18 protein-coding genes and 1 tRNA gene are annotated in these 25,842 nt (G+C 41.5%); 12 read left to right on the top strand and 7 right to left on the bottom strand.

What is annotated here, in order from left to right:
• Positions 1-92 precede the first annotated feature (92 nt).
• From dnaA to ATH1_RS0105820, 7 genes are all read left to right on the top strand, one after another.
• Complete coding sequence (gene dnaA, locus ATH1_RS0105860; RefSeq protein WP_010418861.1) at positions 93-1,544, top strand: chromosomal replication initiator protein DnaA; 1,452 nt, start codon at positions 93-95, stop codon at positions 1,542-1,544.
• Positions 1,545-2,130: 586 nt separating this feature from the next.
• Positions 2,131-4,584 carry a LysM peptidoglycan-binding domain-containing protein gene (locus ATH1_RS0105855; protein ID WP_010418857.1) on the top strand — a complete coding sequence of 818 codons (2,454 nt, stop codon included), beginning with the start codon at positions 2,131-2,133 and terminating at the stop codon, positions 4,582-4,584.
• 233 nt (positions 4,585-4,817) lie between these two features.
• On the top strand, positions 4,818-6,791 hold the full coding sequence (locus tag ATH1_RS0105845; protein WP_029163980.1) for an ABC-F family ATP-binding cassette domain-containing protein: 1,974 nt from the start codon (positions 4,818-4,820) through the stop codon (positions 6,789-6,791).
• A 125-nt stretch (positions 6,792-6,916) separates the two neighbouring features.
• Positions 6,917-7,663: a 23S rRNA (guanosine(2251)-2'-O)-methyltransferase RlmB gene (gene rlmB, locus ATH1_RS0105840; RefSeq protein WP_010418852.1), complete on the top strand. Its 747-nt coding sequence runs from the start codon at positions 6,917-6,919 to the stop codon at positions 7,661-7,663.
• Between the two features lie 529 nt (positions 7,664-8,192).
• Complete coding sequence (locus ATH1_RS0105835; protein WP_010418849.1) at positions 8,193-9,296, top strand: DNA polymerase III subunit gamma/tau; 1,104 nt, start codon at positions 8,193-8,195, stop codon at positions 9,294-9,296.
• Positions 9,297-9,628: 332 nt separating this feature from the next.
• Positions 9,629-9,910 (top strand): hypothetical protein, encoded by a 282-nt coding sequence (locus ATH1_RS0105830; RefSeq protein WP_010418847.1) that lies wholly within the window; start codon positions 9,629-9,631, stop codon positions 9,908-9,910.
• A gap of 231 nt (positions 9,911-10,141) precedes the next feature.
• The gene (locus ATH1_RS0105820) at positions 10,142-11,377 is read left to right on the top strand and encodes an isocitrate dehydrogenase (NADP(+)) (RefSeq protein ID WP_010418844.1); all 1,236 of its coding nucleotides are present in this window, start codon (positions 10,142-10,144) and stop codon (positions 11,375-11,377) included.
• Between the two features lie 331 nt (positions 11,378-11,708).
• Here ATH1_RS0105820 and ATH1_RS0105815 read toward each other — a convergent pair whose 3' ends face one another.
• The 3 genes from ATH1_RS0105815 to ATH1_RS0105805 all read right to left on the bottom strand — a co-directional run bounded on the left by ATH1_RS0105815 (position 11,709) and on the right by ATH1_RS0105805 (position 17,607).
• Positions 11,709-15,188: an ATP-binding protein gene (locus ATH1_RS0105815; RefSeq protein ID WP_010418842.1), complete on the bottom strand. Its 3,480-nt coding sequence runs from the start codon at positions 15,186-15,188 to the stop codon at positions 11,709-11,711.
• Positions 15,189-15,190: 2 nt separating this feature from the next.
• A complete protein-coding gene (locus tag ATH1_RS0105810; protein ID WP_010418840.1) occupies positions 15,191-16,471 on the bottom strand; it encodes a metallophosphoesterase family protein in 1,281 nt (426 codons plus the stop codon).
• Between the two features lie 578 nt (positions 16,472-17,049).
• The gene (locus ATH1_RS0105805) at positions 17,050-17,607 is read right to left on the bottom strand and encodes a hypothetical protein (protein ID WP_010418839.1); all 558 of its coding nucleotides are present in this window, start codon (positions 17,605-17,607) and stop codon (positions 17,050-17,052) included.
• Between the two features lie 435 nt (positions 17,608-18,042).
• On the opposite strand from ATH1_RS0105805, the gene nrdD reads away from it, so the two are divergent.
• The 4 genes from nrdD (at position 18,043) to ATH1_RS0105785 (ending at position 22,233) form a co-directional block, all read left to right on the top strand.
• The gene (gene nrdD / locus ATH1_RS22765; protein WP_425358285.1) at positions 18,043-18,255 is read left to right on the top strand and encodes an anaerobic ribonucleoside-triphosphate reductase; all 213 of its coding nucleotides are present in this window, start codon (positions 18,043-18,045) and stop codon (positions 18,253-18,255) included.
• Between the two features lie 153 nt (positions 18,256-18,408).
• Positions 18,409-19,947, top strand: coding sequence for an acyl-CoA carboxylase subunit beta (locus ATH1_RS0105795; RefSeq protein ID WP_245531721.1), 1,539 nt, complete (start codon positions 18,409-18,411; stop codon positions 19,945-19,947).
• A 205-nt stretch (positions 19,948-20,152) separates the two neighbouring features.
• Positions 20,153-21,643 carry an acetyl-CoA carboxylase biotin carboxylase subunit gene (locus tag ATH1_RS0105790; RefSeq protein ID WP_010418833.1) on the top strand — a complete coding sequence of 497 codons (1,491 nt, stop codon included), beginning with the start codon at positions 20,153-20,155 and terminating at the stop codon, positions 21,641-21,643.
• A gap of 74 nt (positions 21,644-21,717) precedes the next feature.
• Positions 21,718-22,233 (top strand): biotin/lipoyl-containing protein, encoded by a 516-nt coding sequence (locus ATH1_RS0105785; protein ID WP_010418831.1) that lies wholly within the window; start codon positions 21,718-21,720, stop codon positions 22,231-22,233.
• Between the two features lie 34 nt (positions 22,234-22,267).
• Here ATH1_RS0105785 and ATH1_RS0105780 read toward each other — a convergent pair whose 3' ends face one another.
• The 4 genes from ATH1_RS0105780 to ATH1_RS0105765 all read right to left on the bottom strand — a co-directional run bounded on the left by ATH1_RS0105780 (position 22,268) and on the right by ATH1_RS0105765 (position 23,536).
• The gene (locus tag ATH1_RS0105780) at positions 22,268-22,462 is read right to left on the bottom strand and encodes a hypothetical protein (protein WP_010418828.1); all 195 of its coding nucleotides are present in this window, start codon (positions 22,460-22,462) and stop codon (positions 22,268-22,270) included.
• A 7-nt stretch (positions 22,463-22,469) separates the two neighbouring features.
• Complete coding sequence (locus ATH1_RS20420; RefSeq protein WP_245531720.1) at positions 22,470-22,811, bottom strand: phosphomethylpyrimidine synthase ThiC; 342 nt, start codon at positions 22,809-22,811, stop codon at positions 22,470-22,472.
• A gap of 47 nt (positions 22,812-22,858) precedes the next feature.
• Positions 22,859-22,932: transfer RNA gene (locus ATH1_RS0105770), tRNA-Arg, on the bottom strand.
• A 304-nt stretch (positions 22,933-23,236) separates the two neighbouring features.
• Positions 23,237-23,536, bottom strand: a complete 300-nt coding sequence (locus ATH1_RS0105765) for a sll1863 family stress response protein (protein ID WP_010418822.1) — start codon at positions 23,534-23,536, stop codon at positions 23,237-23,239.
• Positions 23,537-24,107: 571 nt separating this feature from the next.
• Between ATH1_RS0105765 and ATH1_RS0105760 the strand changes: the two genes are divergently transcribed.
• Complete coding sequence (locus ATH1_RS0105760) at positions 24,108-25,835, top strand: M23 family metallopeptidase (RefSeq protein ID WP_010418820.1); 1,728 nt, start codon at positions 24,108-24,110, stop codon at positions 25,833-25,835.
• The last annotated feature ends 7 nt before the right edge of the window (positions 25,836-25,842 follow it).

Raw genomic sequence — 25,842 nt, 5'->3', positions numbered from 1 at the left:
CTAAAAAATCAACCCTTCAGGCATTTTTTTTTCCAGTTTTTTTTAGCAAATTTTGTCCTGAATGAAAACATTTATATTTAACATATCGTAAAATGGAAGGCATAGAAACAAAACTGGATCATAAGCAAGTCTGGTCTGAGTGTCTGAATTACATTCAGGCTTCTATCCCGGGGAATGATTTCCGTACATGGTTCGAGCCCATTGTACCATTGAAACTGGAGAACAAAGTGCTTACTATTCAGGTGCCAACCTACTACTTTTATGAATTTATTGAAGAGCAATATATTAAACTGGTGAGTACGGCACTTCGCGAAGTGATTGGTTCAGGTGCCAAGCTGGAATATAGCGTGGTAATGGAGCGGTCACCGTCACCTTCTGCTTCACCCGCCTATACAGTAAATTATCCTGCATCGGGCAAGCATGATTTGCGCAACAGGGCAGTTGACAAAAAATATGGTCATCAGGAACAGCCACACATACGAAATCCTTTTATAATACCGGGGGTTAAGAAATTAAATATCGATCCGCAGCTTAACCCTGAGTATAACTTTGAAAATTTTGTGGAAGGGGATTGCAATCGTTTGGCACGTTCCGCCAGTGAAGCTGTTGCTAAAAATCCCGGCAAAACAGCTTTTAATCCGCTTTTCCTTTATGGTAACAGTGGCCTGGGTAAAACACATCTGGGTCAGGCTATCGGGATTGAGGTTAAAAGACTATATCCCGAAAAAACGGTTCTCTATGTCAGCGCCAATAAGTTTACTACACAATATACCGACTCTGTTGCCCGAAATTCTGCCAATGATTTTATGCATTTCTATCAGATGATAGATGTATTGATCATTGATGATATACATGAACTTGCCGGTAAAGAAGGCACTCAAAATACCTTTTTTCATATTTTCAACCACCTGCACCAGTCGGGGAAACAGTTAGTGCTTACATCAGATAAAGCACCGGTTGACTTAAAAGGCATGAAAGAGCGCTTGTTGACGCGTTTTAAGTGGGGGTTACCGGCCGATTTGCAGTCTCCCGACTACGAAACAAGGGTTGAGATACTAAAAAGCAAAATCTATAAGGATGGCATTAACGTTTCCGATGAAATCATTCATTACATAGCTTCGCATATTACAGACAATGTGCGCGAACTGGAAGGCGCTCTTATTTCGTTATTGGCGATGTCCACGCTTAATAAGGCCGAGATTACATTTGATATTGCACGCAGTGTAGTTGACAGGCTGGTAAGGAAACCGCATAAAGAAATTACGGTAGACCAGATACAGAAAAAAGTTTGCGATTTCTATGGTCTGAAACCTGATGCACTTCAGTCTAAAACCCGAAAACGTGAAATTGTTCAGGCGCGGCAGGTGGCAATGTATTTTTCCAAAAATTTGACCAATTCTTCTCTTTCTGCCATCGGTGCAGTTATTGGACACCGTGACCATGCGACTGTTTTGCATGCCTGTAAAACCGTGAAAAACCTGAAAGAAACCAATACCGAATTTAAGCATCAACTGAAAGAGATTGAGGGACTTATCAGACAATAACAAAAACTGCTCATCGGGAAGTTTATTTATCTTTCCCTGCCAGGTCCGGATTCTTCAGAGAATTGCTTGCAGAAACTGCCTGATGAACTGGGTATGGTTATCTGTTTTATCTTACATTTAATAAATTGTTACAACTGTTACAACTGTTAGAATTGTTAGAATTGTTAAAGTTGTTAATATTCTTAATATTCTTAATATGTTAGTTGTTAGAATGTTATAAGTTTTATTGGATTAGCTAACAATCCTAACAATTTTATAACAATCTTTGCCATGCTCGTTTCAGTTTGTTAATACAAAAATCCCCGGTAATTTTTTTGAATTTCCGGGGATTTTAGTTTTTTACCTTATCGCAGGGATATTTTTTTTAAAAAACATATCTTTGGTACTTTCTTTGAATAAATAGTGCCCGTCTACAGGGACAGGATTAAACACATGGCGAGGTGAGTTACGATCAGGGTATGCATAAGTTTTTTCATGCGGGTTCTGCCGGCCTTATAAAATTAATTGTATACAGATAAAATTGAAAAACAAACAGATATAATCCACAACGAGTTGTCTGTAAAATGTAGATTTTGAATTTTTTACCATGCTAAAAAACTTTTCAAAACCGGCTTTAGTTTTTTTATTGACCGTAGGACTATTTTTTTCCTCAGTGTTTTTCGTTCATGCACAAGAAGAAACTACCCGTAAACGCATTATTATCGACGGGGAAGAATTTTTTCTTCATGTCGTTCAGGCCGGTGAAGGTTTTTATTCCATTGCTCGTCAGTACAATGTTTCGCAACAGGAGATACTTGATGCCAACCCTCAATTGGAGGGTGGAGGACTTCTTAAGGGGCAAATTCTCCGGATTCCTGTCATTGAAGGTCGTAATGCGAGTTCCGAAGAGGTTGAAAGCTCCGGTAACTTTATACTGCATACTGTTGAAAAAGGTCAAACTGTATGGTTTATTTCGAGGAAATACGATGTTGATATTGAAGATATTTATAAATATAATCCTGGTTCCAGGCAAAGATTAACGGTAGGAAGTATTATAAAAGTTCCTGTTGATGTGGAACATGAACAGACCCGGCAATATGCGGATGATAATTTTAAGTTATATGAAATAAAAGCCGGGGATACACTTTACTCGCTTTCCAGAAGGCTGGGTACTACTGTGAACGATATTCTTCAGCTTAATCCCGGTCTCCGTAGTGGTGTTCTGGTTGTGGGATCGGTTATCAGAATCCCTGCCCGGCAAGAACCCGGTAAGAGACAGGATTTAGCAGCCGGAGATGAACCGGGTTACATGGAAGGTGAGAGGTATAATTATCATGAAATCAAACTCGGACAAACACTTTATTCAATAAGCCGTCTTTACCAGATAGAAGTTGATGAGCTTAGAAGAGTCAATCCGGATATAGACCCCGACGATTTAAAACCGGGGTATATGCTTCGGATACCACGTCCGGTTGAAAATCAATATGCTGAAAAACAGGAGGTGAAGGACAAAGATATGTTTGAAACGCATAAAGTGAGACGTCATGAAACGCTTTTTTCCATTTCAAGACAATACGACGTAGATATGGATATCATCCGTAAGGTAAATCCGGGGGTAGACTTTTCTAATCTTCGAAGAGGTACCGAATTGAAGATTCCCACCAATCAGTGGTTTGTTTTGAATTATCCGGGAACGCCTGAAGGTGGCCGGGAAATGGTCGAGTCCGGTATCGACTCCGTGAAATATTCAGGACTGGTTCCTTCTGACAGTCTTTGCATTAACAAAAATAATGTAGGTAGTATTTTGCGACCGGTCAGGATTGCACTGCTTTTGCCCTTTGATCTGGATGCAACAGAAAAAGCCAATATTGTTGAAAAGAAACAGAATGGCGATACCATAAGAACGGTGCGGCAAAATCCTGTACTGCCACGTCGTTCTGTTGTTTTTGCCGAGTTTTATGAAGGAGTACTTCTGGCTCTGGATAAATTGAAGCAAGAAAATATAAACGTGGAATTGTCTGTCTTTGATATAGCATCTGATAACTTATCAATTAAAGACTTTTTGGATGTCAATGGAAGTGAACTCAGCAAGGTGGATATGATTATTGGGCCGGCACGATCGGAAAATCTTAAACCGGTGTCCGACTTTGCCTTGAATCATCAGATTAAGTTGGTTTATCCCCTTTCCAACGTCAACCACGAATTGGAGCGAAATCCCTATCTCTTTCAAATAAATACACCCGATACTCTGGTTTTTGATAAAATGGCCACGGAAATTGTTCGTCAGTCCGAAAACTACAATCTCCTGGCCATACTTCCCGAGGAGGAAGATGAGTATGCTACACGTTTCCTTGAACAGTTGAGGCAGAAGGTATTTTTTAACGAATTTGCCCTTAATAAAAATATCAATTATCTGGAGTACCGTATGGGAGGTAATGAGGATATGACCAATCTGGAAGCTTTACTCGATCCCCTGAAAAGAAATTATGTGGTGGTACCAACCAATCAGGAAGCCACAATTTCTAAAATTGTTCCTACCCTGGCCGGAATTGCAGAAACGCACGGCGTGCCTGTTCATCTGTTTGGAATGACCGAATGGCTGCGTGCCCAATCTATTGAGCCTGAAGATATGTTTCGTCTGAATGCCAGTATTTTTACTTTTTTCGCGTTCGATTACGATAACACTCAAACAAAACGATTCATTGAGAAGTATCGCGATTGGTATTATACCGAACCTCATGCCGTATCCCCGTACTTTCAGAATTCTTCATCCTCTTCAGGATATTCCCGTTATGGAGCGTGGGGATATGACGTCACTTATTATTTTATTTCGGCGCTGGCACAACGAGGGTTACATTTTGAGTATTGCCCGGATCCACTCAATGTTCAGCCCGTTCAATTTAATTTTTCATTCAAACGAATATCCAATTGGGGCGGTTTTTATAATGAAGGTATTTTTCTGCTGAAATTTTTGCCGGGCTATGAGGTTAAAAGGGTCCCGTTATTAACATTCCCCTCTGTTTTACCGGTAACAGCAGAAGAGTCATTTCAACCGTTTTAAACAATAAAATACGATTCATTAATTCGTGTCTGTTCATAAAGTGAAATTTGCTGCTTTACGATTGCTGACAAAATATTCATCCCGAAGTAGCATTTGTAAGGTTTATTAAAAAACCAACAAAAAGCACCTTCGGGACTCCGTTTTTGGGTATTCGCAAGCGCCCCCGATGATATCGGGGCAGGCATTGCAGCAGGCACTTTCCGGACAGTCACTAATAAAATATCTGAAACAATATGCTTTCGGTCAATCACTTGACACTTGATTTTGGTACGTTTGTTCTTTTCGAGGATATCTCATTCTTAATTAATCCCCGCGATCGTGTTGGGTTGGTCGGGAAAAACGGTGCCGGTAAATCCACTCTTCTGAAAGTGATTTACGGTTTACAAAAACCTACATCCGGTGAAATAACCAAACCCAAAGATTTTACCATTGGATACCTTCCACAGGTGATGAAACACGATGACCGCTATTCTGTTGTAGAAGAAACCGAACAGGCTTTTTGGGAATTGAAGGAACTTGAGAGGGAAATTGACCGCCTGAACCAGGCGATTCATCAACGCGATGATTATCATTCCGATGACTACATGGGATTGATAGAAAAGCTTAGCGAAGCAACAGAACGATTCAATATGTTTGGAGGTCAGGATTATAAGTCGCGCATAGAAGTAACCCTGAAAGGGTTGGGATTTCGCCCCGGCGATTTTTCACGACCCACATCAGAGTTCAGTGGTGGCTGGCGCATGCGAATCGAACTGGCTAAGATATTACTGCGCAAACCCGATCTTCTTCTACTCGATGAGCCTACCAATCATCTTGATATTGAATCTATTACATGGCTTGAAGAGTTTCTCGGAAATTACAGTGGCGCATTGGTGCTTATTTCCCACGATAAAGCTTTTCTTGACAATGTGACCACCCGTACCATAGAAATTTCTCTTGGAAAGATTTACGATTATAAGGCACCTTATTCACGCTTTGTCGAGTTGAGGAAAGAACGTCGTGAGCAGCAACTGGCAGCTTATCGTAATCAGCAAAAAATGATAGAAGATGCCGAACAATTTATTGAACGGTTTCGGTACAAAGCAACAAAGGCGGTACAGGTACAGTCGCGCATAAAACAACTGGAAAAACTCGACCGTATTGAGGTGGATGAGGTGGATAACAGTAAGCTGAATATTAAATTTCCGCCGGCTCCCCACTCTGGTAAAATTGTCGTTGAAGGAAAACACATTGGTAAGTCGTACGGTAACCTGAAAGTACTTGAAGATATAAATTTCACCATCGAAAGAGGTGAAAAGGTGGCTTTTGTGGGACGAAACGGTGAAGGGAAAACAACCCTTGCACGCATTATTATGCAGGAGCTTGATCATCAGGGCACTATTCGTATCGGGCATCAGGTAAAAATAGGATATTTTGCTCAGAATCAGGCTGAACAATTAAAAGAAAACCTAACCGTCCTGGAAACAGTCGATAATGTGGCAACCGGGGAGGTGCGCACCAGGATTCGCGATTTACTTGGCGCTTTCATGTTTAGCGGCGAAGAAGTTGACAAGAAAGTTTCTGTATTATCAGGAGGTGAGCGTACCCGCCTGGCCATGGTATTATTGTTACTTGAACCGGTAAATTTCCTGATACTGGACGAGCCCACCAACCACCTGGATATGCGATCGAAGGATATTTTGAAACAGGCACTGAACGACTTCGAAGGCACGGTACTTGTTGTATCGCACGACCGTGAATTTTTGGATGGATTGGTGACCAGAATCTTTGAGTTTTCAGACAAAACAATTAAAGAACATCTCGGTGGCATTTATGAGTTCCTTGAGAAAAAACGAATGGCTAACCTTCAGGAACTGGAAAAACAGCCGGCCGGGATAAAGGAGAATAAGAACTTTTCCGGAAGTGCTATGACGCGGAAAAATAAAAGTGGAAAAGCTGCCTTTGCTGAGCGTAAAGAACTCAATAAAAGCATAAAAAAGGCAGAAAATGAAGTGAATGCCTTGGAAAAGGCCATTACGCAGATTGAAGCGGAAATTGACAGGGTAATGTCAAAAATGAATAGAGATTCGGAGAATGCTATAGATACTTCTCTTTTTGAAGAATTTGTGGAATTGAATGACAAAATGGAGAAAAAGATGAACCAGTGGGAATCCGCGCATGCTGAACTGAAACAACTGGAGAAGAAAAGATCCGCAATGGATGCCTGAAACCCGTACTGACTTTCTTATTGCGGCAAACTTTGCCATGCCTGTTTCGTGAATGAGTAATTTTCGGACGAGCATAACACAAGTAAATCGCACTTAAAGGACAGACACGAATTAAATTTATCTGCATGGAAAAGAACATCATATTCGGTATTCGACCTGTCATGGAGGCCATCCAGGGTGGGCGTGACATTGACAGGATACTGATCAGTCAGAATCTTAAAGGGCCATTGGCCAAAGAACTGACAGAGCTTATTCAGGAAAAAGGAATCAATTTTAAACAGGTGAAACCCGAACGAATCGACTGGGTTACCCGGAAAAATCATCAGGGGGTTATAGCTTATCTTCCACCCGTTGAATATCAGAATATAGAACAGATTGTCGGAAAATCTCTTGAAGAAGGCAGGTCTCCTTTTGTTCTTCTCCTTGACGGGATTACCGATGTGAGGAATTTCGGAGCTATTGCCCGTACAGCTGAATGTGCCGGAGTAGATGCCATCGTATTACCCGAAAAAGGAAGCGTGTCGGTAACGCCTGATGCCATAAAAACATCGGCAGGCGCGTTATTTCGTATTCCGGTATGCCGCGAAAAGAATCTTTATTTTGTTTTAAAACATTTGAAAAATCGTGGTTTTACCATTGCAGCAGCTTCTGAGAAAGGCGATACAGACTACCGGAAAGCTGAATACAAGGGACCGGTAGCGCTTATCCTGGGGGCCGAAGACAAAGGAATATCATCGCAGCTGCTAAAAATGGCGGATGCTCATGTGTCAATTCCCGTCAGGGGAGAAATAGGGTCCCTTAATGTTTCTGTGGCCGCAGGAATCCTCATTTATGAAGTTCTCCGCCATAGGGATAAAACGAATGTTGGATGACCCGGTGCTTTTGATTATATTTGTTCCGTTTTTATCAATGAGCCTGGTACCAATAGCATCTTTGTTGCCAAACTCGTTGTTGTTTTAAATTTTTGCATCCTTATTAACAACAAGTTAATTCTGGTACAAAAATTTAAAACGCCTCGATTTTGACAAAAAAATGCTTTTTATACCGCACTCATTTTTTGGTAAAATATTTATAAAATGGCTGCGCCATTTATTGTTTGGATCACCGAATTTTCGCGAATTAACACGAATTTAGTCGCATCCTTGATGCGACAGTCATTCGTGTCATTGACAATATCATAATTGATTTTTTAAGGAGTTATCGAACTCATTCCAGTCGTTTCGTTGACGGCAAAAAATAATTGCGTAGCAATTAGCTAATCCAACAAATTATGAATTAAGCTTTTTAGTGATTTTGGCTCTGGGTTGTCCGGATTAGGTGTTAAAGTTTTATGTCAATGTTTTATGAATCCTTGAATCTGATATCTAAAAATCTTTCGATATCTTGTTTTAGATAAAAATTATGGAATACATCGTTTCCGCACGAAAATACAGACCTGATACGTTTGATTCGGTAGTAGGACAGAAGAACATTACTACTACGCTGAAAAATGCCATAAAAAATCAGCAACTGGCGCATGCTTACCTGTTTTGTGGCCCTCGCGGGGTAGGTAAAACAACCTGTGCCAGAATTTTCGCAAAAACAATCAACTGCAAAAATATAACTTCTGATTTTGAAGCGTGCAACGAATGTGATTCCTGCCGTGCCTTTAATGAGAACGGGTCTTACAATATCCACGAACTTGATGCTGCCAGTAATAATTCTGTAGAAGATATCCGGTCGCTGATAGATAAGGTGCGGATACCACCCCAAATGGGGAATTACAGCGTGTATATCATCGATGAGGTGCACATGCTCTCGCAACAGGCGTTTAATGCTTTCCTGAAAACCCTTGAAGAACCTCCCAGGCATGCGATTTTTATTCTTGCCACCACCGAAAAACACAAAATATTGCCCACTATTCTTTCGCGTTGTCAGACTTTTGATTTTAAACGTATCAAGGTCGAGGATGCTGTAGAACACCTTAAAAAAGTGGCCCGACTGGAAGGTGTGGTGGTCGAGGAAGAAGGCCTCAATGTTATAGCTCAGAAAGCCGACGGGGCTATGCGTGATGCATTATCCATTTTCGATCAGATTGTGGCTTTTTCGGGGAAAAATGTCTCTTATCAGCAGGTGATTGATAATCTTAATGTTCTGGATTATGATTATTATTTTAAACTGATGGATGCATTCCTGAATGAAGATACGAAATCTTCATTACTCATACTTGATGAAATATTGGACAACGGATTTGAGGAGGGACATTTTGTGGCCGGTCTCTGCAGTCATCTTCGCGATCTGCTGATGTGTAAAGACGAGGCAACACTTGGACTGCTGGAGGTAGGTGCTTCTATTCGCGAAAAATATCTTGAACAAGCGCGTAAGTGTCAGGTAGATTTTCTGGTTAAAGCTTTAGAAATTGCAACTCAATGCGACCTTCAGTTTCGGTCAGCCAGGAATAAAAGATTGCATACCGAATTTGCGCTTATAAAATTGTCGCGCCTTCTTACCGAAAAAAAAAAGTAGAAACCAAAGTTGAAGAAAGTTCTTCTCTCTCAACCAGAGTTGAGGAAAAGACACCCCTTTCCAAACCCGGAACTATTTCCCATGCACAAGGAAGTAAAGGTGGTACCGCTAAGTCGGGTGGCAAAACTTTAAAGAGTTTTTCTATAAAGGAGTTCACCAATGCAAAAGGAACTTCCCGGGTACAAAGCCAACAACAGAATGTTGTCAGAGAACCTTCTGACGGGGAGGAAATAGACCCTTCATGGAACAATGAATTTACTGCCGAAGAGTTGCAGAAAGTGTGGAATGCCTATGCGCGCTCTATAGAATCAAAGAATCCAAGACTCTTCAGCATGCTGACGGCTCATTCACCTCGTCTTAAGGGAACGCAGGTGGTGGTTTTCCCCCTTCAGAATGAAACTCAGGAAGTGGAATTATTGAAGGAGAAAACTCCTTTGTTTAACTATTTGAGGAGGGAACTGAAAAATGCAGGACTCCGGTTGGAGATAGAATATGTTCGGGAGGGAACAGGGCCACAGAAGGCTTTTACCGTTGCGGATAAATATAAACTACTGGCAGAGAAAAATCCTGTGCTTAACAAACTTAAAGATGCTCTGAATCTTGATCTGGAATAGGTGGATGTAAGTACATGCAGAAGGCAGAAGCCGTAGAAAGAATCAAGCATGGAGCTTTAATTTCTCCCGCCGGCTCCGCCGTTTTGTTTACAAAGATATCTGCTGCTGTGATGTAAAAAATGTAAGTTGGTTTTACTGATAAAGTATTCAAATATTGTGGTTAAGCTGAACTTTGTCGCTTTTTGATGTGTTGTTTATTTGACCTAGTTGATATACAAATAAAATTGACCTATGACGAAAATTAAAGTACAGAATCCGGTTGTTGAACTGGATGGTGATGAGATGACCAGAGTCATCTGGAAAATGATTAAAGAACAGCTTATTCTACCTTATCTCGATCTGGATATTAAGTATTATGATCTGAGCATTCAGAACAGGGATGCTACCGATGACCAAATCACCGTGGAAGCTGCAAAAGCTATTCAAAAGTATCATGTGGGAATTAAATGTGCTACAATTACGCCTGACGAAAAAAGGGTAGAGGAGTTTGGCCTCAAAAAGATGTGGAAGTCACCCAATGGTACCATCCGTAATATTATTGGCGGAACCGTTTTTCGTGAACCTATTCTGATAAAAAATATACCACGCCTTGTTCCGGGCTGGGAACATCCGATTTGTATAGGCCGTCATGCATTTGGCGACCAATATCGTGCCACCGACTTTGTAACCAAAGGAAAAGGTAAACTGACCATTTCTTTTACCCCTGAAGATGGTTCAGAGCCTCAGGAATATAACGTTTATGACTTTGAAGGCGATGGCGTTGCTATGGCCATGTACAATACCGATGAGAGTATCCGCGGTTTTGCTCACAGTTGCTTTAACCAGGCTATTATGAAAAAATGGCCGCTCTATCTTTCTACCAAGAATACAATTCTCAAAAAATACGACGGTCGCTTCAAAGACATCTTCCAGGAGATTTATGAGAGCGATTACAAAGAAAAATTTGAAGAACTTGGCATTACTTACGAGCACCGCCTGATTGACGATATGGTGGCAGCTGCCCTGAAATGGAATGGTCGTTTTGTGTGGGCCTGTAAAAACTACGATGGCGATGTCCAGTCGGATACCCTTGCACAGGGATTTGGTTCTCTTGGACTGATGACATCAACTCTGGTGACACCCGATGGCCAAACGATGGAAGCTGAAGCTGCCCATGGAACCGTTACCCGCCACTTTCGTTTGCATCAGCAAGGCAAACCCACATCAACCAATCCCATTGCATCCATTTTTGCCTGGACACGCGGACTTGAATTTCGTGGAAAACTCGACAGTAACGAAGAACTCATTAAATTTGCCCTTACACTCGAACAGGTTTGTGTCGATACAGTAGAAAGCGGTAAAATGACCAAAGACCTTGCACTTACCATTCACGGCAAAGACATGAAAGAAGAACACTACCTCAATACCGAAGCCTTTATGGAAGCGCTGGCTGAAAACCTGAAGGTGAAAATGGATGGGTGCCAGTAGTATTGTTCAGATTATATAATAATAGTTCGTTGAAAATAGCTAAAACGCGGAGACACAAAGACGTAAAGTTTTTATATAGAGATAGTTGTGATTTTTATATAAACTTTCTAAACAATAGATGAGTGCGGTCTAAAAAAGCATATTTGTTGCCAAACTCATTGTTGAGTTAACTCCGAAAAGTCGGATGCACTTTAAAAGTAATCAAAAATAATAGTTTCATCCATATAAAATTTATTTTTAGGGTCGGATGGAACTCGCATGCAAGAACTTATACATGTTTTGATTGTGGAAAAACAATGCCATGCTCGTTTCACCTAAAAATCTAACCATCTTACGATCTATTGTCAATAATCATCCGCAAAAATTCCTCTGCATCTTTAGCATCTATACCCGACTCTGAGATAAAAGCCTGTAGTTTTAGCAGGATATCATCCATGGGCATCGGTTCATTTTCGTCGATGTAATTGTTTGCCGTAAAATAGTCCGCCAGTTCTTCGGTTTTGGTTTTATAGAATCTTGGGACTTCACCATTTTTTAGTGCCAGTAGCAATTGTTCGGGATTGCCGTTGAGTTCGACTGCTTTTTCTGTCACGGCATCGATAAATGTATCGGAGATAAGTCCGGATTGCATCAAAACATCACGGCCAACTGGTTTTGGACGACCAATGGTATAGAGTTCTTTAAATCGCTCCAGCAGTTCTGCTTTGTTGCAGATGATTTGCCAGGTATCATCATCCAAACCGGAGATACGACCGTTGTTTTGAACGAAACTCTGCAACTGTCCCCATTGGCGGATGCCTTTTTGCAGGCACCGGTAAAGCAGGTTGACATCGTCGATCAGATACCACAGATGAAGTGAAGTAATGTCGTCGGTGAGCAGGGAGAAGGGGGATACTGCCAACGCTTCGCCATATTTTGCGTGATTTTTCTCTTCGGGGCGGGGAGCAGAATATGAAAATTTAATGTCCTCCGGCGATATCTGGCTGATGTTGTCTGAGTAAGATATGCCTGAATCTCCCGTCAGGGCTACGTGGGTGAAATGTATATCGTTTTCTGATTTCAGGAACGAAAACCACTTTTTTACTTCGTCGTCCTGAGCAGTGAAATAGAAGATTTGCCGGCCTTCGCGACTGATTTCAATCAGGGCCTGAATGATGGCACTTGCCCTTTCATCGTCGCTATTTGCCAGAAGCTCATCAGCCAGCAAGGGAAGTTTTATTGTTTCTTCCTGTTTTTCGATAAATGCCAGGCGCACTGCCAGCAAGAGCTGTACTCTGGTTCCTGTCGACAGCTGTGATAAGGGTTGTTCCAGCTTCAAAACCGTATCGTAAGCGGTAAATACGGCCTGTTCTTTATTGTCGAGACGCAGTTCATAACGGCCCGTGGTAATCCGGTTAAATAGTTCACCGGCAGCTTTGAAAACCTGCGGGCGGTTCTGGTCGCGGGTTTGTGCTTTCAGCTCTTCAACGATGAGATGTCCTGTAAAGCCGGAAATGTTGTTGTGGTAAACATCTTCAAGGTCGGTTAGAGCATTTTCTTTTCGGGTCAGAACATCTTCCAGTTCGTGTCCGTTTTTTATTTGTCTGACGGCATTTTCTATCTCTTTAATCTGCTCAATGATGGTTTCCCAGTTTCCTGCATGGCGCGCATACTCTTCAGATTTGTCAAGAGCTTCTTCAGCGGTTAAATGTTCTGTTTCTTGTTTATAATCAGAATATAATGGATGGTTTTTTAAAAGACGCTCTTTTTCCTGATAGCCGGCTTTTGCACCTATCAAATTGTCTTTCAGGCTTTTGTAATTTTTCAGCTGTTCTGTCATTTGGCGGATGATGCCCTTTTTGCCTTCGTCAATATCGAGACGAGAATATATCTCTGACAGTTCCTGTCGGGCCTCTTTCAATAGTTTATCCTGATTATCAATCTCTTTTTCGGACTGTTGTATTTGCCGCACAAGTTCGCGCCGATCGTTTTCCTGCCTTTTTAATTCCGATAATGTGGCTTTGATTTGTGAAATATCATTGGCTGAAGAAGAACCGGTCTCCGAAAAAATTTGATTGCATTTTGCCAGTTCTGTTTGAAGTTCCGACTTTAGATGTCGTGTTTTTGTTTGTAGTGATAATAATTCCAGATGGGATTTTTGCCATTTTTTAAGGTTTTCGATGAACCAGACCAGGCTGGTGTAATCGTTTTCGGAAATTTCCGGGATGTGCGGAGCAGTTTTTATTTTTTCTATCAGTTGGTTTCTTGTTTCTTCCAACTGTTTTAATTCGCTATTGGTATCGCGGAGTTGTTTTTCAATATCTTTTTGTTTTCTGATGATGTCATCCCTGTGGTGAGCTTTTTGAAGGTCTTTAACCAGATCATTCAGAAGTTCAACAACATCGTCGGGGTGCCATTGACCGGGCTGTTTCAGTCCGGTTTTACGGTAATCCTGTTCCCTGATCTGCAAAGTGTCCTGTTTCGTTGTTTTAAGGTTGGAAAAAATCCATGCTCCTGCCATCAGAATAATGCCTGAAAGTCCCGGCCATCCAAAAAAGAACGTAGCAATGGCGGTAACTGCGCCCAGCACAATAAGCAGCGGTACAAGCCAGTTGGGTGTTTCTTTACCCGCTTGTTGCCCGGTGAGCCAGTTGTTAAGAATGTTAATACCTGAGCTGATTTTTTCACCATCGGATTCCAATTCCCCCAGATTAGTGAGTTCCTGCGTCAGAAGCTCCATCTGGTTGTTCAGAAATGCCTTCCGACCCAGTAAGTTGTGGGCTCTTTGCAGAAAACGGTCGAGTTGTCCAACATCGTTCAGGTCAAGTCCTTCCCATTCTGAGGGATTAATGTTTACGTCAATATTTTTTAAAGCTTCCTGCGACTGAATTTTCAGTGTTTCAATTTTTTCTTCGTTATCGTTTATTGTTCGCGTCAGTTCTTTGATATTTTCTGTGCGATTTTCCAGTTCTTCAATAACGGCAGAAGCTACTCCGCTTTTTGGGATGGTGAGTTGTCCGAGTTTTCTGGTTTTTTCTTCTATATCTGCGTTGGACTGTTCGATAATGTTTTTCGAGTGGCGAATCTGTTGCTCCAACTTTTCAATTTGTTCCGGCTCGTTACCTGTCAGCTTGTCCATTGAAGGATAAAACTGTTCCAGTTTGGTGTTAATTTGGTTGTAAGCATTTCGGGCATTCAGAAATTCGGCTAATGTTTTAAAAAAACTGCTTCTTTGCCTGTCAAGTTCAGCTTCTTCTTTTTCCTTGTATAGTTTATCCAGGCTGTTCTCTTCGCGTTTTATCCTTTCCTGGTTGCTGAGTGTTGCATGATATTTCTGAATGGCTTTGTCAAGTGCCTTAAATTCGCCGATGTTTTTGGTGAAAATAGCATCGGAATAACCAAGCTCTTCTTTTGCCAGGTCGAGATTGTAGCCCCCGATGGACTCGCGGGCGATGGTTTCGGCGGCATTTTGGTCTTCTTCGGCCACCATGTCCTGCAGAGCCAGAAAATAGCGGTGACTTCCTTCTGCTGCGGGGAGTCCTGTTATTGATTCTTCGCGGCCCTCGTGCAGAACCTGTATTTTTCCGTGATCAATTTTTATGTCCCATTCCTGATTGTCCAGAAGTATGGAAGCATTGGCCTCCAGTCCTATGGTATGCTTATGCCAGATGAGTTGTTGTATGAGCCGGGCTGTGGAACTCTTGCCCGATGCATTGGGGCCTGATACAATATTTATGTCAGATGACAGATCATCAAATGGTCGTAATCCACCGGGAAATCCCGGCATTTTACGGATATCGAGTCGCTTGATAATATATGGGAGTTTGTTCATTTTCAGGACTTTTGGTTTAATAGTTCTCCAAGCAGTCGTTTACACTGATTCAGTATCTCTTTTTTGCCGGTCTGGTCATTAACATTAATGGTTCTGTCGTTCCATTTTAAATTTTGATAGACGGGTGAATTGTTGATGCGTTCAGCACCAGCCTTCCATTTTTTCAATAGCTCGTTCAGCAGGGGAGTGGATTGCCCGTTCTGTATGGCCAGGATGGTTTCTGCCAGCAAACCTGCAGGTGAAGATTCTTTGGCCAGCTCTTCCATATTTTCCACGCCGGGCCTGATGTCAAACGCCACTTTTCGAACCGACAGGTTTAATTCATCATCAGACCTGGAAAAGTCATCGCGGATTGTTGCCATCCACTTTTCAATATCTTTGCTGGCCGGATGTTCGCCATAAAGCATGATGTCAAAAACCAGGTGGCGGACTTCGCCCAATTCGGTTTTGTTTTGCTCTCTGCACCGATTGATGTTGTCCGTTACCACTTTTCTGAGTATTTCTTCATCGCGGGCATCAGAAATATCGATGTTGAGTGTCTCGTAACGAACGGGCGACAGGGGAATTTGCTCAATGCGGATGTTGTTCTTCGATTCCACGGTTATTTGCAGTGGTCCGTGTTTTCCCTGTTCCTTGGCGCTCAGGGCATGTGGCGAGCCGGGATAAAGCACGAAAGGCTGATGTTCCGGAATGGTCGAAGGTTTATGGATGTGTCCCAGTATCCAGGCATCTACCGGATGACTTAGCAAATTTTCTGTTTTTACCGGGGCATAACGGCTGTCCGGTGTATCTAATTCGGCATGAAGAAGTCCGAAGGTAGGAAGTTCGGAGTCTTTGATATTCAGTTGTTCAAGCGGATCGGTATGCATGTAACGCTCGGGAAACGACCAGCCGACAAACCTTACTTCCTCTTCGTTTGCGCTGAATGATTTGATTTCCCAGTTTCCGTTAGCTCCTAAAATATGGATGTTGTCATATTCCGATGTGTTTACAACCTGTTTCAGAACATCGAAGTCGTGGTTACCTGCAATGATGAAGACAGCAATTCCTGCCGTTTTTAGTTTGCTGAAACCTGTTTGCAGCGGACCTATGGCTTCAAAATAACGGTTGTCCCGGTCTACGATGTCACCGGTCAGCAACAGGACATCAAATTGGTTTTCGATGGCCAAATCGACCAGGCGCATCCACGTGTGTTTGGTGGCAATTTCTTCAGTTTCGGCCGGCAGACCGGCAGATTTTTTTCCAATATGAATGTCACCGGTTGCAAGTATTTTTACGGGCATAATCTGATAAATATCGTTAGCATTATTGAGCCCGGTTTAAAAAGCATCTTTATTGCCAAACTCAGTGTTGTTTTAAATTTTTGCATCCTCATTAACAATGAGTTAACTCCGGTACAAAAATTTAAAATGCCTCGATTTTGACAAAAATATGCTTTTTCTACCACACTCATTATTCGCTTACACAATATTAAATTTATTCGTTGAAAATCCCAATTATTGATGGAGGTAGTTTGTCGGCAGGGGTGATTGTTTCGTGTTCTGGGTTCTGGGTTTCGTGTTCTGAGTTTTGTGTTCTGTGTTCTGTGTTCTGTGTTCCGGGTTCTGAGTCTCGTATTTTTGGTTTCCTAAATTCGTCAAGGTAGACTTTGGAGTTCTGAGTTGGGTTCTGCTTGTTCACCCTCACCCTCAATCTACTAACTGACAATACTCCGTTAAACTTTTACAAATAACTGGTAATTAATTGTTTGTAAAACCCGGGAAATAAACAGCAACCCTCTCATATTAAAAGCTTTGCGTTTAGGCCTTTTTGACGGGCTATTTGTACGAAAGATTGCATTTTTTAAAGTTAACCTCATCGGTTATTCTATCTCTTCATAATCAATTCCTTCAATATAATAGACAGCGTAATAGTCTTTGTTATTTTCTTTCATCCATTTTCGCATCTCTTTTATATTGTTGAGTTCTGAACTGCAGGCATTTTCATCGATTTCAGCCTTTTCTTTTTTTTCGAGTGTTTTTTCTTCCCATTCGTCGATGTATGACGATGAGAGCCGGTTTTCTCTCAAAATTCCTTTGGCCACCAGTTTACTACCCGACAATTCCTGATTAAAGCCGTTGATGTTACCTCCGGCTTCAAGTCTGATTGATGTTTTTCCGTTATCATCCATCAGAAAACATCGTTTCCCGCTGTGTCGACAAACGTGTGTAACCAGTCCGGTTACAACAACTTCTTTATCAACCTTTTCATCGGCTATTTCTAATAATTCTACCACAGTTTTGGCATCGTTGAGTTTGACGGATTTCAATTCGTTTGTACCGGTTTCTCCTGATTTTTTGCTGTTCTCCTGGTTATTTGTTCCACAGGAAAAAATAACCAGGGTAAGTAGCAGTGTGTAAAGAATGTGTTTTGTTTTCATCAGTATAAAATTAGTCTAAGTTATTGGTCTTATGGAACTTATTATGCTTTAATTGATTTTAGATTCTTCGCTCCGCTCAGAATGACAGGCTGTCTAATGTCATTCTTAGGAGTAACGACGAAAAATCTGTTCCCTGTTTTTGGTTTCTTAGATGATTAAAGGTTAATTATACATGTTCTTTTGTGACAATCTTTGCCATGCTCGTTTCATTGGTTTTTGAATTGGATTTAAAAATAATTGTTTTATGACGTTGAAAATAACTAAAAAACTGCACATGCAAGCATAATTCGCTATAATAATATATACTATTGTCCGGCCAAAAAATATATTTCCTTTTTAGCGCTCAAGCATTGATGATATCCTTTGCGGAAGCGATTTAGGAAATCACTCATTTAGGTGAAGTATGAGACCAAATGAGATGATTTACTTCATCGAATCGGCAAGAAATACATCACAATTTTAAACTATACTGTGCAGGGCGAATCTGCAGGGGATCAGGCATTTTCGAATTTTGACACTTATCCGGCTCCGTTTATCCGATACGATTATCTTGAGTATTGCCTGGTTAAACAGTATTTGCAGGAATTTTTCAACTATGGTTTCAGATGGGTGTGGAATTTTTGTTTGGATTTTGCAAATAAACATTAAACCGCTAAATTGGTTATTAGAAAGCAGGTACCATAAGAATTAAGAATTTGTTTTCGTTATGCTCATTATGCAACTTTACATGATGGATATGATAAATTATGATACTGACAGAAGCTTTTAGGAGTGGACTCATAAATTAAAATTATGGAAATTATGCAGGATAACAGATTGCCTTACAGGAAGTTTTATTCCAGAAAGGAAAAACTGGAACAACAATATGGGGGTGATTATTCGACCAAACAGCATTCCAAAGGCAAGCTGACGGCCAGGGAACGAATTGAGTTACTTTTGGACGAAGACAGCTTTCATGAAATCGATGCTTTTGTTAAGCCGTTGGATCAGAGTCAGGATATTTTTGGAGATGGTGTGATCTGCGGCTATGGTACTATCAGCGGACGTAAAGTGCTTATTTATGTACAGGATTTTAATTTTATGGGTGGTTCATTGGGGTATGTGCATGCAACAAAGATTCAGAAGGTACAGGATTTGGCACTGAAAATGGGACATCCCATCATCGGGTTGATCGATTCGGGAGGTGCCCGCATACAGGAAGGTATCGCCAGTCTGGCAGGCTATGCAGGCATATTTAAACGCAATGTAGCATCTTCAGGTGTAGTCCCTCAAATTTCTGTGATTTTGGGGCCGGCAGCCGGGGGAGCTGTTTATTCACCTGCTCTGACAGATTTCCGTTTTATGGTTAAAAATACTTCTCACATGTTTGTTACCGGTCCTCAAATTGTGAAAGAAGTACTTAATGAAGAGGTCTCATTTGAAGAGCTTGGTGGTGCCGATGTGCATTCTGCCACCTCGGGAGTGGCCGATTTTGTTTACTCCGATGAGGAGCATTGCCTGTTGGGCGTAAAGAAATTGCTTACCTATCTGCCTTCCAACAACATGGAACATCCGCCTGTGAGCAGTGTGGAAGAGATAGAGCCGCTTAAAATGAATAATATTTCGCTGGTGCTTCCCGAAGATTCAGGCAAACCTTACGATGTAACAGATATTATTATTCGCATCGTCGACAGAAACAGTTTTTTTGAAGTGGCTGAAAATTTTGCCCAAAATATCGTGACGGGTTTTGGTCGCCTCGATAATCAGGTAGTAGGTATCATTGCCAGTCAACCCAAAGTAATGGCCGGAACTCTTGATATTAATGCTTCGCGCAAGGCAGCCCGTTTTGTCAGGTTTTGTGATGCCTACAATATTCCCATTCTGGTACTGGAAGATGTTCCGGGTTTTATGCCCGGGACAGATCAGGAACACAATGCAATTATAATGCATGGTGCCAAATTACTTTATGCATTTTCGGAAGCAACCGTACCTAAAATTACCGTGATTCTGCGTAAAGCTTATGGCGGAGCGTATATCGTTATGAACAGCAAAAGCATGGGAGGTGATTTTAATTTTGCCTGGCCGACGGCCGAAATGGCTGTAATGGGACCGGAGGGTGCAGTGAAAATTCTGAACCGCAGAGAATTGGCTGATGCCGATGACCCCGAAGCCCTGAAGAATAAACTGGTGCAGGATTACAAAGAGCAAATCGCCAATCCTTTTATTGCTGAAGAGAAGGGATTTATTGATGAAGTGATCGATCCTGTTGATACCCGCCGGGTTCTGATCTCGGCTTTTGGCCTTCTCGAAAATAAATACGAAGAGAAAGTTCCACGGAAGCATGGGAATATTCCATTGTAAAGGGAAAATATTTTAACCGGTATGTTTGGCGACATGCATAACTCAGCAATTGGTATTTTATGAATTGCGAGTTCCATCAGGCCAATAATTTAGACTAATTTTATACGGATGAAACGAGCATGGCAAAGTTTGTCACAAAAGAACATGTATAAAACTCATTCATGCGAGTTCCATCAGACCAATAACTTAGACTAATTTTATACGGATGAAAATAAAATCGATATTAATAGCCAACCGGGGTGAAATTGCCATACGAATAGCACGCACAGCACGCAAAATGGGCATTAAAACATTCATGTTTCTGACCCATGAGGAACCCAATGCCCATTATTTGAAGCATGCCGATGAAATTATAGATGTTTCTGAAGAAACCTTCTATAATATTTTCACCAACATTGATAAAATTATAGAATCTGCACTTAAGTTCAACATCGATGCCATACACCCCGGTTATGGGTTTTTGTCTGAAAATCCTGCTCTGGCCAGGGAATGTAAACATAACAACATTGTTTTTATCGGGCCTTCCGACAAGCATATTGACCAAATGGGAAATAAAGGAGTGGCCCGCGACATTGCTATAAAAAACAATGTGCCGGTCTTACCCGGTAGTACCGGAATTATTACTTCACAGGCAGAAGCAGAAAAAACAGCAGCTTCTATTGGTTATCCGGTCATTATTAAAGCTGTGGCCGGAGGTGGAGGTAAGGGTATGCGCGTTGCCCGTAACAAAGATGAACTTCCGCGCATGTTCAATGCCGCCTCCAAAGAGGCCATGTCCATTTTTGGAAACGCTGCCGTTTTCATCGAAAAATATGTGGAAAATCCACGTCATATCGAGTTTCAGGTACTGGCCGATCAGCATGGCGATGTGGTGCATCTTTTCGAGAGAGAGTGTTCTATTCAACGAAAACATCAGAAACTCTTAGAAGAGGCTCCTTCGCCTGCGCTTGATGAGGCCAACAGGGAAAGAATGGGCCGTGATGCCATAAAATTGTGTAGAGCAACCGGATACTACAGCGTGGGTACGGTCGAATTTCTGGTGGATGAACATCTTAATCACTATTTTATGGAGATGAACACCCGGATTCAGGTGGAACACCCGGTGACTGAGGAAATTACCGGTATTGACCTTATTGAACAACAAATCAGGGTTGCCGATGGTGAGAAACTTTCCCTGGCGCAAAAAGATATAAAACTAAAGGGATGCGCCATTGAGTTTCGGATCAATGCGGAGAATGTACAATCCGATTTTTCACCCGAGAACGGGATACTGGAAAAAATTAAGTTCCCGTCCAAACGCCACGTTCGTGTCGACGCCGGCTATGTTGACGGTGATATCATCCCCTCGTGTTACGATTCACTGATTGCCAAGCTGATTGTAAAAGGAAGTGACCGGAAATCGGCTTTGAAGACAGCTATAAGCGCTATTAATGGTATTCAGATTAAAGGCGTGAAGACGACCTTGCCTTTTTTTAAAATGGTACTTAACAACGACTCGTTCAGAGAAGGCATCTATTCAACCTCTTTTATTGAAAAGGAACTTGAACAAAACTTTTACCAGGAAGACAACGAGATGGTGGCTGCAATTCTGCTGGGCATGACAGAGTATTTAAAAGAGATTGAAAGTATCGACCATGCAGAAATCAGGGAAAAGAATGTGAGTCCATGGCTCTTCAGCAGGTTTTTGAAAAAATAGGAAGGAGCAAAAGCGGTAACAGAAGCAACGTGCGGTGGGAGTAAAATATAGAAACCCGGTAAAAATTATTTCCAATGAGAACAAAAAGTACGAAATACATAATCCTGGCCGATGACAAAAAAATTCCGGTTGAAGTGAATAAGGGCGTTATTCAGAAGATTGGAAATCAAAAACATGAGACGTCTGTCAGCAAGCTCGATAACGATGAATACATCATTGAAGTCGATGGCAAAAAGCACACGGGTGAGATGATCCGGATCAGGCAAAATAAATGTATCGTGTCGGTAAACGGGAATACCTACAGCTTTGAGATCACAACAGAATCATCCCATCGCCGAACAAAAAAGATAAAAGAAGAGTCTGCAAATGCATCCCTCAAACTGGCTGCCCCTCTTCCCGGAAAGATAGTTGAGATAATTGCTGAAAAGGGACAAAAGGTTAAAAAAGGCGAAGCAGTGCTGATTCTGGAAGCCATGAAAATGCAAAACGAAATACAGAGTCCTGTCAACGGAACCATTAAAGGTGTCAACGTCCGGACGGGCGAACCGGTGATGAAGGACCAGACTTTAATGGATATTAGTCCTGAATAACCGAAGTTTTTACAGTGATAGTGTTACATCTAATTCAATTATTAGAATGTAAAGAATAGCCAAATTCCCAGCCGGAGCCTTCGCTGAAATGGATCAATTTCTGCTCACCGTCCGATTTCAGTTTGGTGTCATTGAATGTGGCGGAAAGCTTGAATCCCGAGTGGGGTTGTGCGTTTGTCATATTGCCAATCGAAATGATGACAAAAAAAATAAATGCTGTTTTTTTCATGGTTTGTTTAGCGTTTTCGTGCCATTTCCGGATCGAGTGCCTGGCGGTACATGGTTTTCCAGTCGAGACCGCGTCGGGCTTTTGACATGATGAAATCTCTTTCGCGGGCTCCATGAATATTGTTAACCACATCGGCACTATGGGCAGCGATACGGCTGGCAATAACGCCGTTTTTTACATCGTCGGCATCGGGCAGGCAAAGGTGCTCGGCGGGAGTGACGTAGCAAAGGAAGTTTGCTCCGTGAATGGCGGCAACTGTCCCGCCAATAGCACTTACAATATGGTCGTATCCGGGGGCCGAATCTGTGGTGAGAGGACCGAGTACATAAAACGGTGCATCGTGGTTCAAAAAAAACCGCAACCCTTTAAAAACTAAAGAATTGCGGTTTTGCGTTGTGATCCCGAAGGGACTCGAACCCCCAACCTCCTGGGCCGTAACCAGGTGCTCTATCCAATTAAGCTACGGGATCGTTGCTTTTGACAGTTTTCTCAAATGCGGTGCAAATATAGGTAAAATATTGTTTGTTCTGCAAAGCGAGTCCTTAAAAAATGTTGGTTTCTTCCACCGGGGGGCAACGTTACAAAAGCAATTTTAAGATTCACAAATTCTTACAAGAGAGTGTGCTTAAGTCACCACGATAAACATTAAAAGTCTGCCAGATGCCTTTTCCGGTTCCATGGCTTTTACCAAAATTCCCTTTCCAGGGGACTTAGCCTCCCGAAAAGGGAATTTTCCTTGAAAAAGGATATCTGCTTCAGACTGAATAAAGAGAGTTAATTATTGGCGCGTTTAAATTTATCCCATGCTGTTTCCCAGCTGGTTTTTAAATCTTCAAAAGCTTTATCTGTCCCGGTTCTTAGCTCTTTCCAGGCCTCACCGGAAGTGTTTCTGATCTCATCGAGTTTGGATTCAAATTTTGTTTTCTTCTTTTTTAAATCTTCAATTTCCTTTTGGTATTTGATTTTCAGATCGGCTTCGGCCTGACGTGCTTTTGCATCAAGTTTATCCAGATCAGCCTGGAGTTCCTTTATTTTTGCATTGAACTTTTCAAGATAAGCATCTTTGTTTTCCATAACTTTTAGTTTTTATTTTTTGTGATTATAACAATTGTGCATAAAAATGGCTTAAACGCACAGATACAGAATATTCGATAAAATTTAACGATCAATCATTCAAATCGTAATCGTTAAATATACAAAATAGTTCACAATTTTTCTGTTAAAGTATTTTAATAATTTGTAAGTCAGGAATTTGAAATTTGACATGCTCGTTTCATTCTGAGCCATTCGAAAAATCTATTGCAGTTGGATATGAACCAATTGGGGTTAAATACTTTGTCATACTCTATAGGATGACATTCTACTCAGTGTCATTCTGAGCTTTGCGAGTAATCTATCCATAACATAATAAAAACTTTGCGTCTTTGTGTCTCCGCGTTTAAGTCCTTTTTTATTGGAGTAAGTTTAGGCATTCCCGTGTCAGCCTATATTTTTTTTCTAATTTTAGGCCCATAAAATATGAGACCAGCCAATATTTTGTTAAGACCCGACATGAAACCTTCAGGGGAAATAAAGTATCTGCTTTTGGTTTAATTTTTGGATGTAACATTTTATCGGTAATCGGGTTTAAGTAAAAAAACAGTTGATGCATAGAATTCATTATTTAATATTGTCATCGGTATTATCGGTCATACAATTTTTCAACCTGGCTGCTCAGAAGGCGCCATCTCAGTGGCATTATCATTTTCCGCTGGATGAAGTGACCAACGTGAGCGGGAGTTTTGGAGAAATACGAAGTAATCACTTTCATTCGGGTGTTGATTTTACAACTAAAGGCAAAACCGGCTGGCCTGTTTATGCTGCCGACAACGGTTATTTGTCACGTATTGCGGTTTCTCCCGGTGGATTTGGCAAAGCACTTTATATTTCTCATCCTAATGGTCTTACAACCGTTTATGGACATCTTGATGCTTTTTCCGAGCCCATAGATTCGTTAGTAACTGCTCTTCAATATGAGAGGGAATCCTTCTCAATCAATGAGTATTTCACTTCTGAACAAATTGACGTTTCGAAAGGTGAAATCATTGGTTTTTCCGGAAATTCAGGCAGTTCCGGTGGCCCTCATTTGCATTTCGAGGTGAGAGAAACAGCTGGTCAGCGTCCTGTGGATCCCCTGATGTTTCCCAATCCTGTGAAAGACGATATCAGACCCCATATCGCGGGAGTTAAAATTTATCCACTATCCGCTGATGCTGCCATTAACGGTAAACACGAAGCAAGATATTTTCCGGCGGTTTTTTATGATGGTGCTTTTCATTTGAAACACAATCCGGACATCCCGGCATCGGGTACCATTGGAATCGGAATCGATGTTGTTGATTATTATACCGGTTCCTGGCGCGAATGCGGCGTCCACAGAATTGATTTGAAGGTTGACGACAGAGAGGTTTATTCATTTGTAATTGATGGATTCTTTTTTCATAATACCCGCTTTGTGAACAGCCATATCGATTACGCAGAAAAGGTGACTTCAGGCCGTACCATTCAGAAGAGTTTTGTCGACCCCTATAATCACAATGATGTTTACGTAACCGATGAAAGTCGCGGTGAAATTCAAATGATACCAGGTGACACAAAGCATTTATCTTATGTGGTAAAAGATATTTCGGGGAATGAATCATTGCTGAATTTCAAAATTCACGCGGAAAAAGCTTTGACAACTTCCGGTTCTTTGGATAAAAATGGCAATATTTACATAGATGCTTCGCAACCTTTTACCTTCAGGCAGAACGGATATGTTGTCGGGTTCGACAAAGAGAGTTTTTATCGGGATGTCAGGGGAGACATCAACATCAGAAAGTCTTTTGTGTCGCTTACGGGAGCCGTAATTACAGTATTAGATAAAACCATTCCCGTACACAAAACGTTTGAAATAAAAATTCCTTTGGATTCAATTAATAACAAAACCGGCCTTTGTGGTGCAAAATTCGGAAACAATCACCGGCTGGAGTATGCAGGTGGCCGAATTGAAGATGCACATTTTGTAATATCGGCCCGGGAATGTGGGGAATATCTTTTAACAAGGGATACGGTTCCCCCCGAAATATCCGTTATAAATCCGCCGCAGAGTATGGATTACAGTAGCCGAAATGAAATAGTTGTCAAAATAAAAGATGAATTTTCCGGTATTGCTTCGTACGACGCAACCATTGACGGCAGATGGAGTCTTTTTGAATATGATGCGAAAAACGACCGTATAATTTGTAATTTGAAAAAAGTTCCGTTTCTTGAAAAAGGAACGCACCGGCTGGTAATTGCAATTACAGATGGTGCAGGAAATCCCGGAAAAATTGAAACCAGATTCAGGTATTGATTAGAGA

It is taken from the genome of Anaerophaga thermohalophila DSM 12881 (assembly GCF_000191885.1).
GTDB lineage: Bacteria > Bacteroidota > Bacteroidia > Bacteroidales > Marinilabiliaceae > Anaerophaga > Anaerophaga thermohalophila.
This window is presented reverse-complemented; position numbering and strand designations above follow the sequence as displayed.

What these genes read in the sequence shown, in the direction of transcription:
- ATH1_RS0105760 (WP_010418820.1), top strand. Translation starts at nt 24,108, where the DNA reads ATGCATAGAATTCATTATTTAATATTGTCATCGGTATTATCGGTCATA.
- ATH1_RS0105790 (WP_010418833.1), top strand. Translation starts at nt 20,153, where the DNA reads ATGAAAATAAAATCGATATTAATAGCCAACCGGGGTGAAATTGCCATA.
- ATH1_RS0105815 (WP_010418842.1), bottom strand. Translation starts at nt 15,188, where the DNA reads ATGAACAAACTCCCATATATTATCAAGCGACTCGATATCCGTAAAATG.
- ATH1_RS0105805 (WP_010418839.1), bottom strand. Translation starts at nt 17,607, where the DNA reads ATGAAAACAAAACACATTCTTTACACACTGCTACTTACCCTGGTTATT.
- ATH1_RS0105780 (WP_010418828.1), bottom strand. Translation starts at nt 22,462, where the DNA reads ATGAAAAAAACAGCATTTATTTTTTTTGTCATCATTTCGATTGGCAAT.
- ATH1_RS0105855 (WP_010418857.1), top strand. Translation starts at nt 2,131, where the DNA reads ATGCTAAAAAACTTTTCAAAACCGGCTTTAGTTTTTTTATTGACCGTA.
- ATH1_RS0105820 (WP_010418844.1), top strand. Translation starts at nt 10,142, where the DNA reads ATGACGAAAATTAAAGTACAGAATCCGGTTGTTGAACTGGATGGTGAT.
- ATH1_RS0105845 (WP_029163980.1), top strand. Translation starts at nt 4,818, where the DNA reads ATGCTTTCGGTCAATCACTTGACACTTGATTTTGGTACGTTTGTTCTT.
- ATH1_RS0105830 (WP_010418847.1), top strand. Translation starts at nt 9,629, where the DNA reads ATGCTGACGGCTCATTCACCTCGTCTTAAGGGAACGCAGGTGGTGGTT.
- rlmB (WP_010418852.1), top strand. Translation starts at nt 6,917, where the DNA reads ATGGAAAAGAACATCATATTCGGTATTCGACCTGTCATGGAGGCCATC.
- dnaA (WP_010418861.1), top strand. Translation starts at nt 93, where the DNA reads ATGGAAGGCATAGAAACAAAACTGGATCATAAGCAAGTCTGGTCTGAG.
- ATH1_RS0105785 (WP_010418831.1), top strand. Translation starts at nt 21,718, where the DNA reads ATGAGAACAAAAAGTACGAAATACATAATCCTGGCCGATGACAAAAAA.
- ATH1_RS0105835 (WP_010418849.1), top strand. Translation starts at nt 8,193, where the DNA reads ATGGAATACATCGTTTCCGCACGAAAATACAGACCTGATACGTTTGAT.
- ATH1_RS0105765 (WP_010418822.1), bottom strand. Translation starts at nt 23,536, where the DNA reads ATGGAAAACAAAGATGCTTATCTTGAAAAGTTCAATGCAAAAATAAAG.
- ATH1_RS0105810 (WP_010418840.1), bottom strand. Translation starts at nt 16,471, where the DNA reads ATGCCCGTAAAAATACTTGCAACCGGTGACATTCATATTGGAAAAAAA.
- ATH1_RS0105795 (WP_245531721.1), top strand. Translation starts at nt 18,409, where the DNA reads ATGCAGGATAACAGATTGCCTTACAGGAAGTTTTATTCCAGAAAGGAA.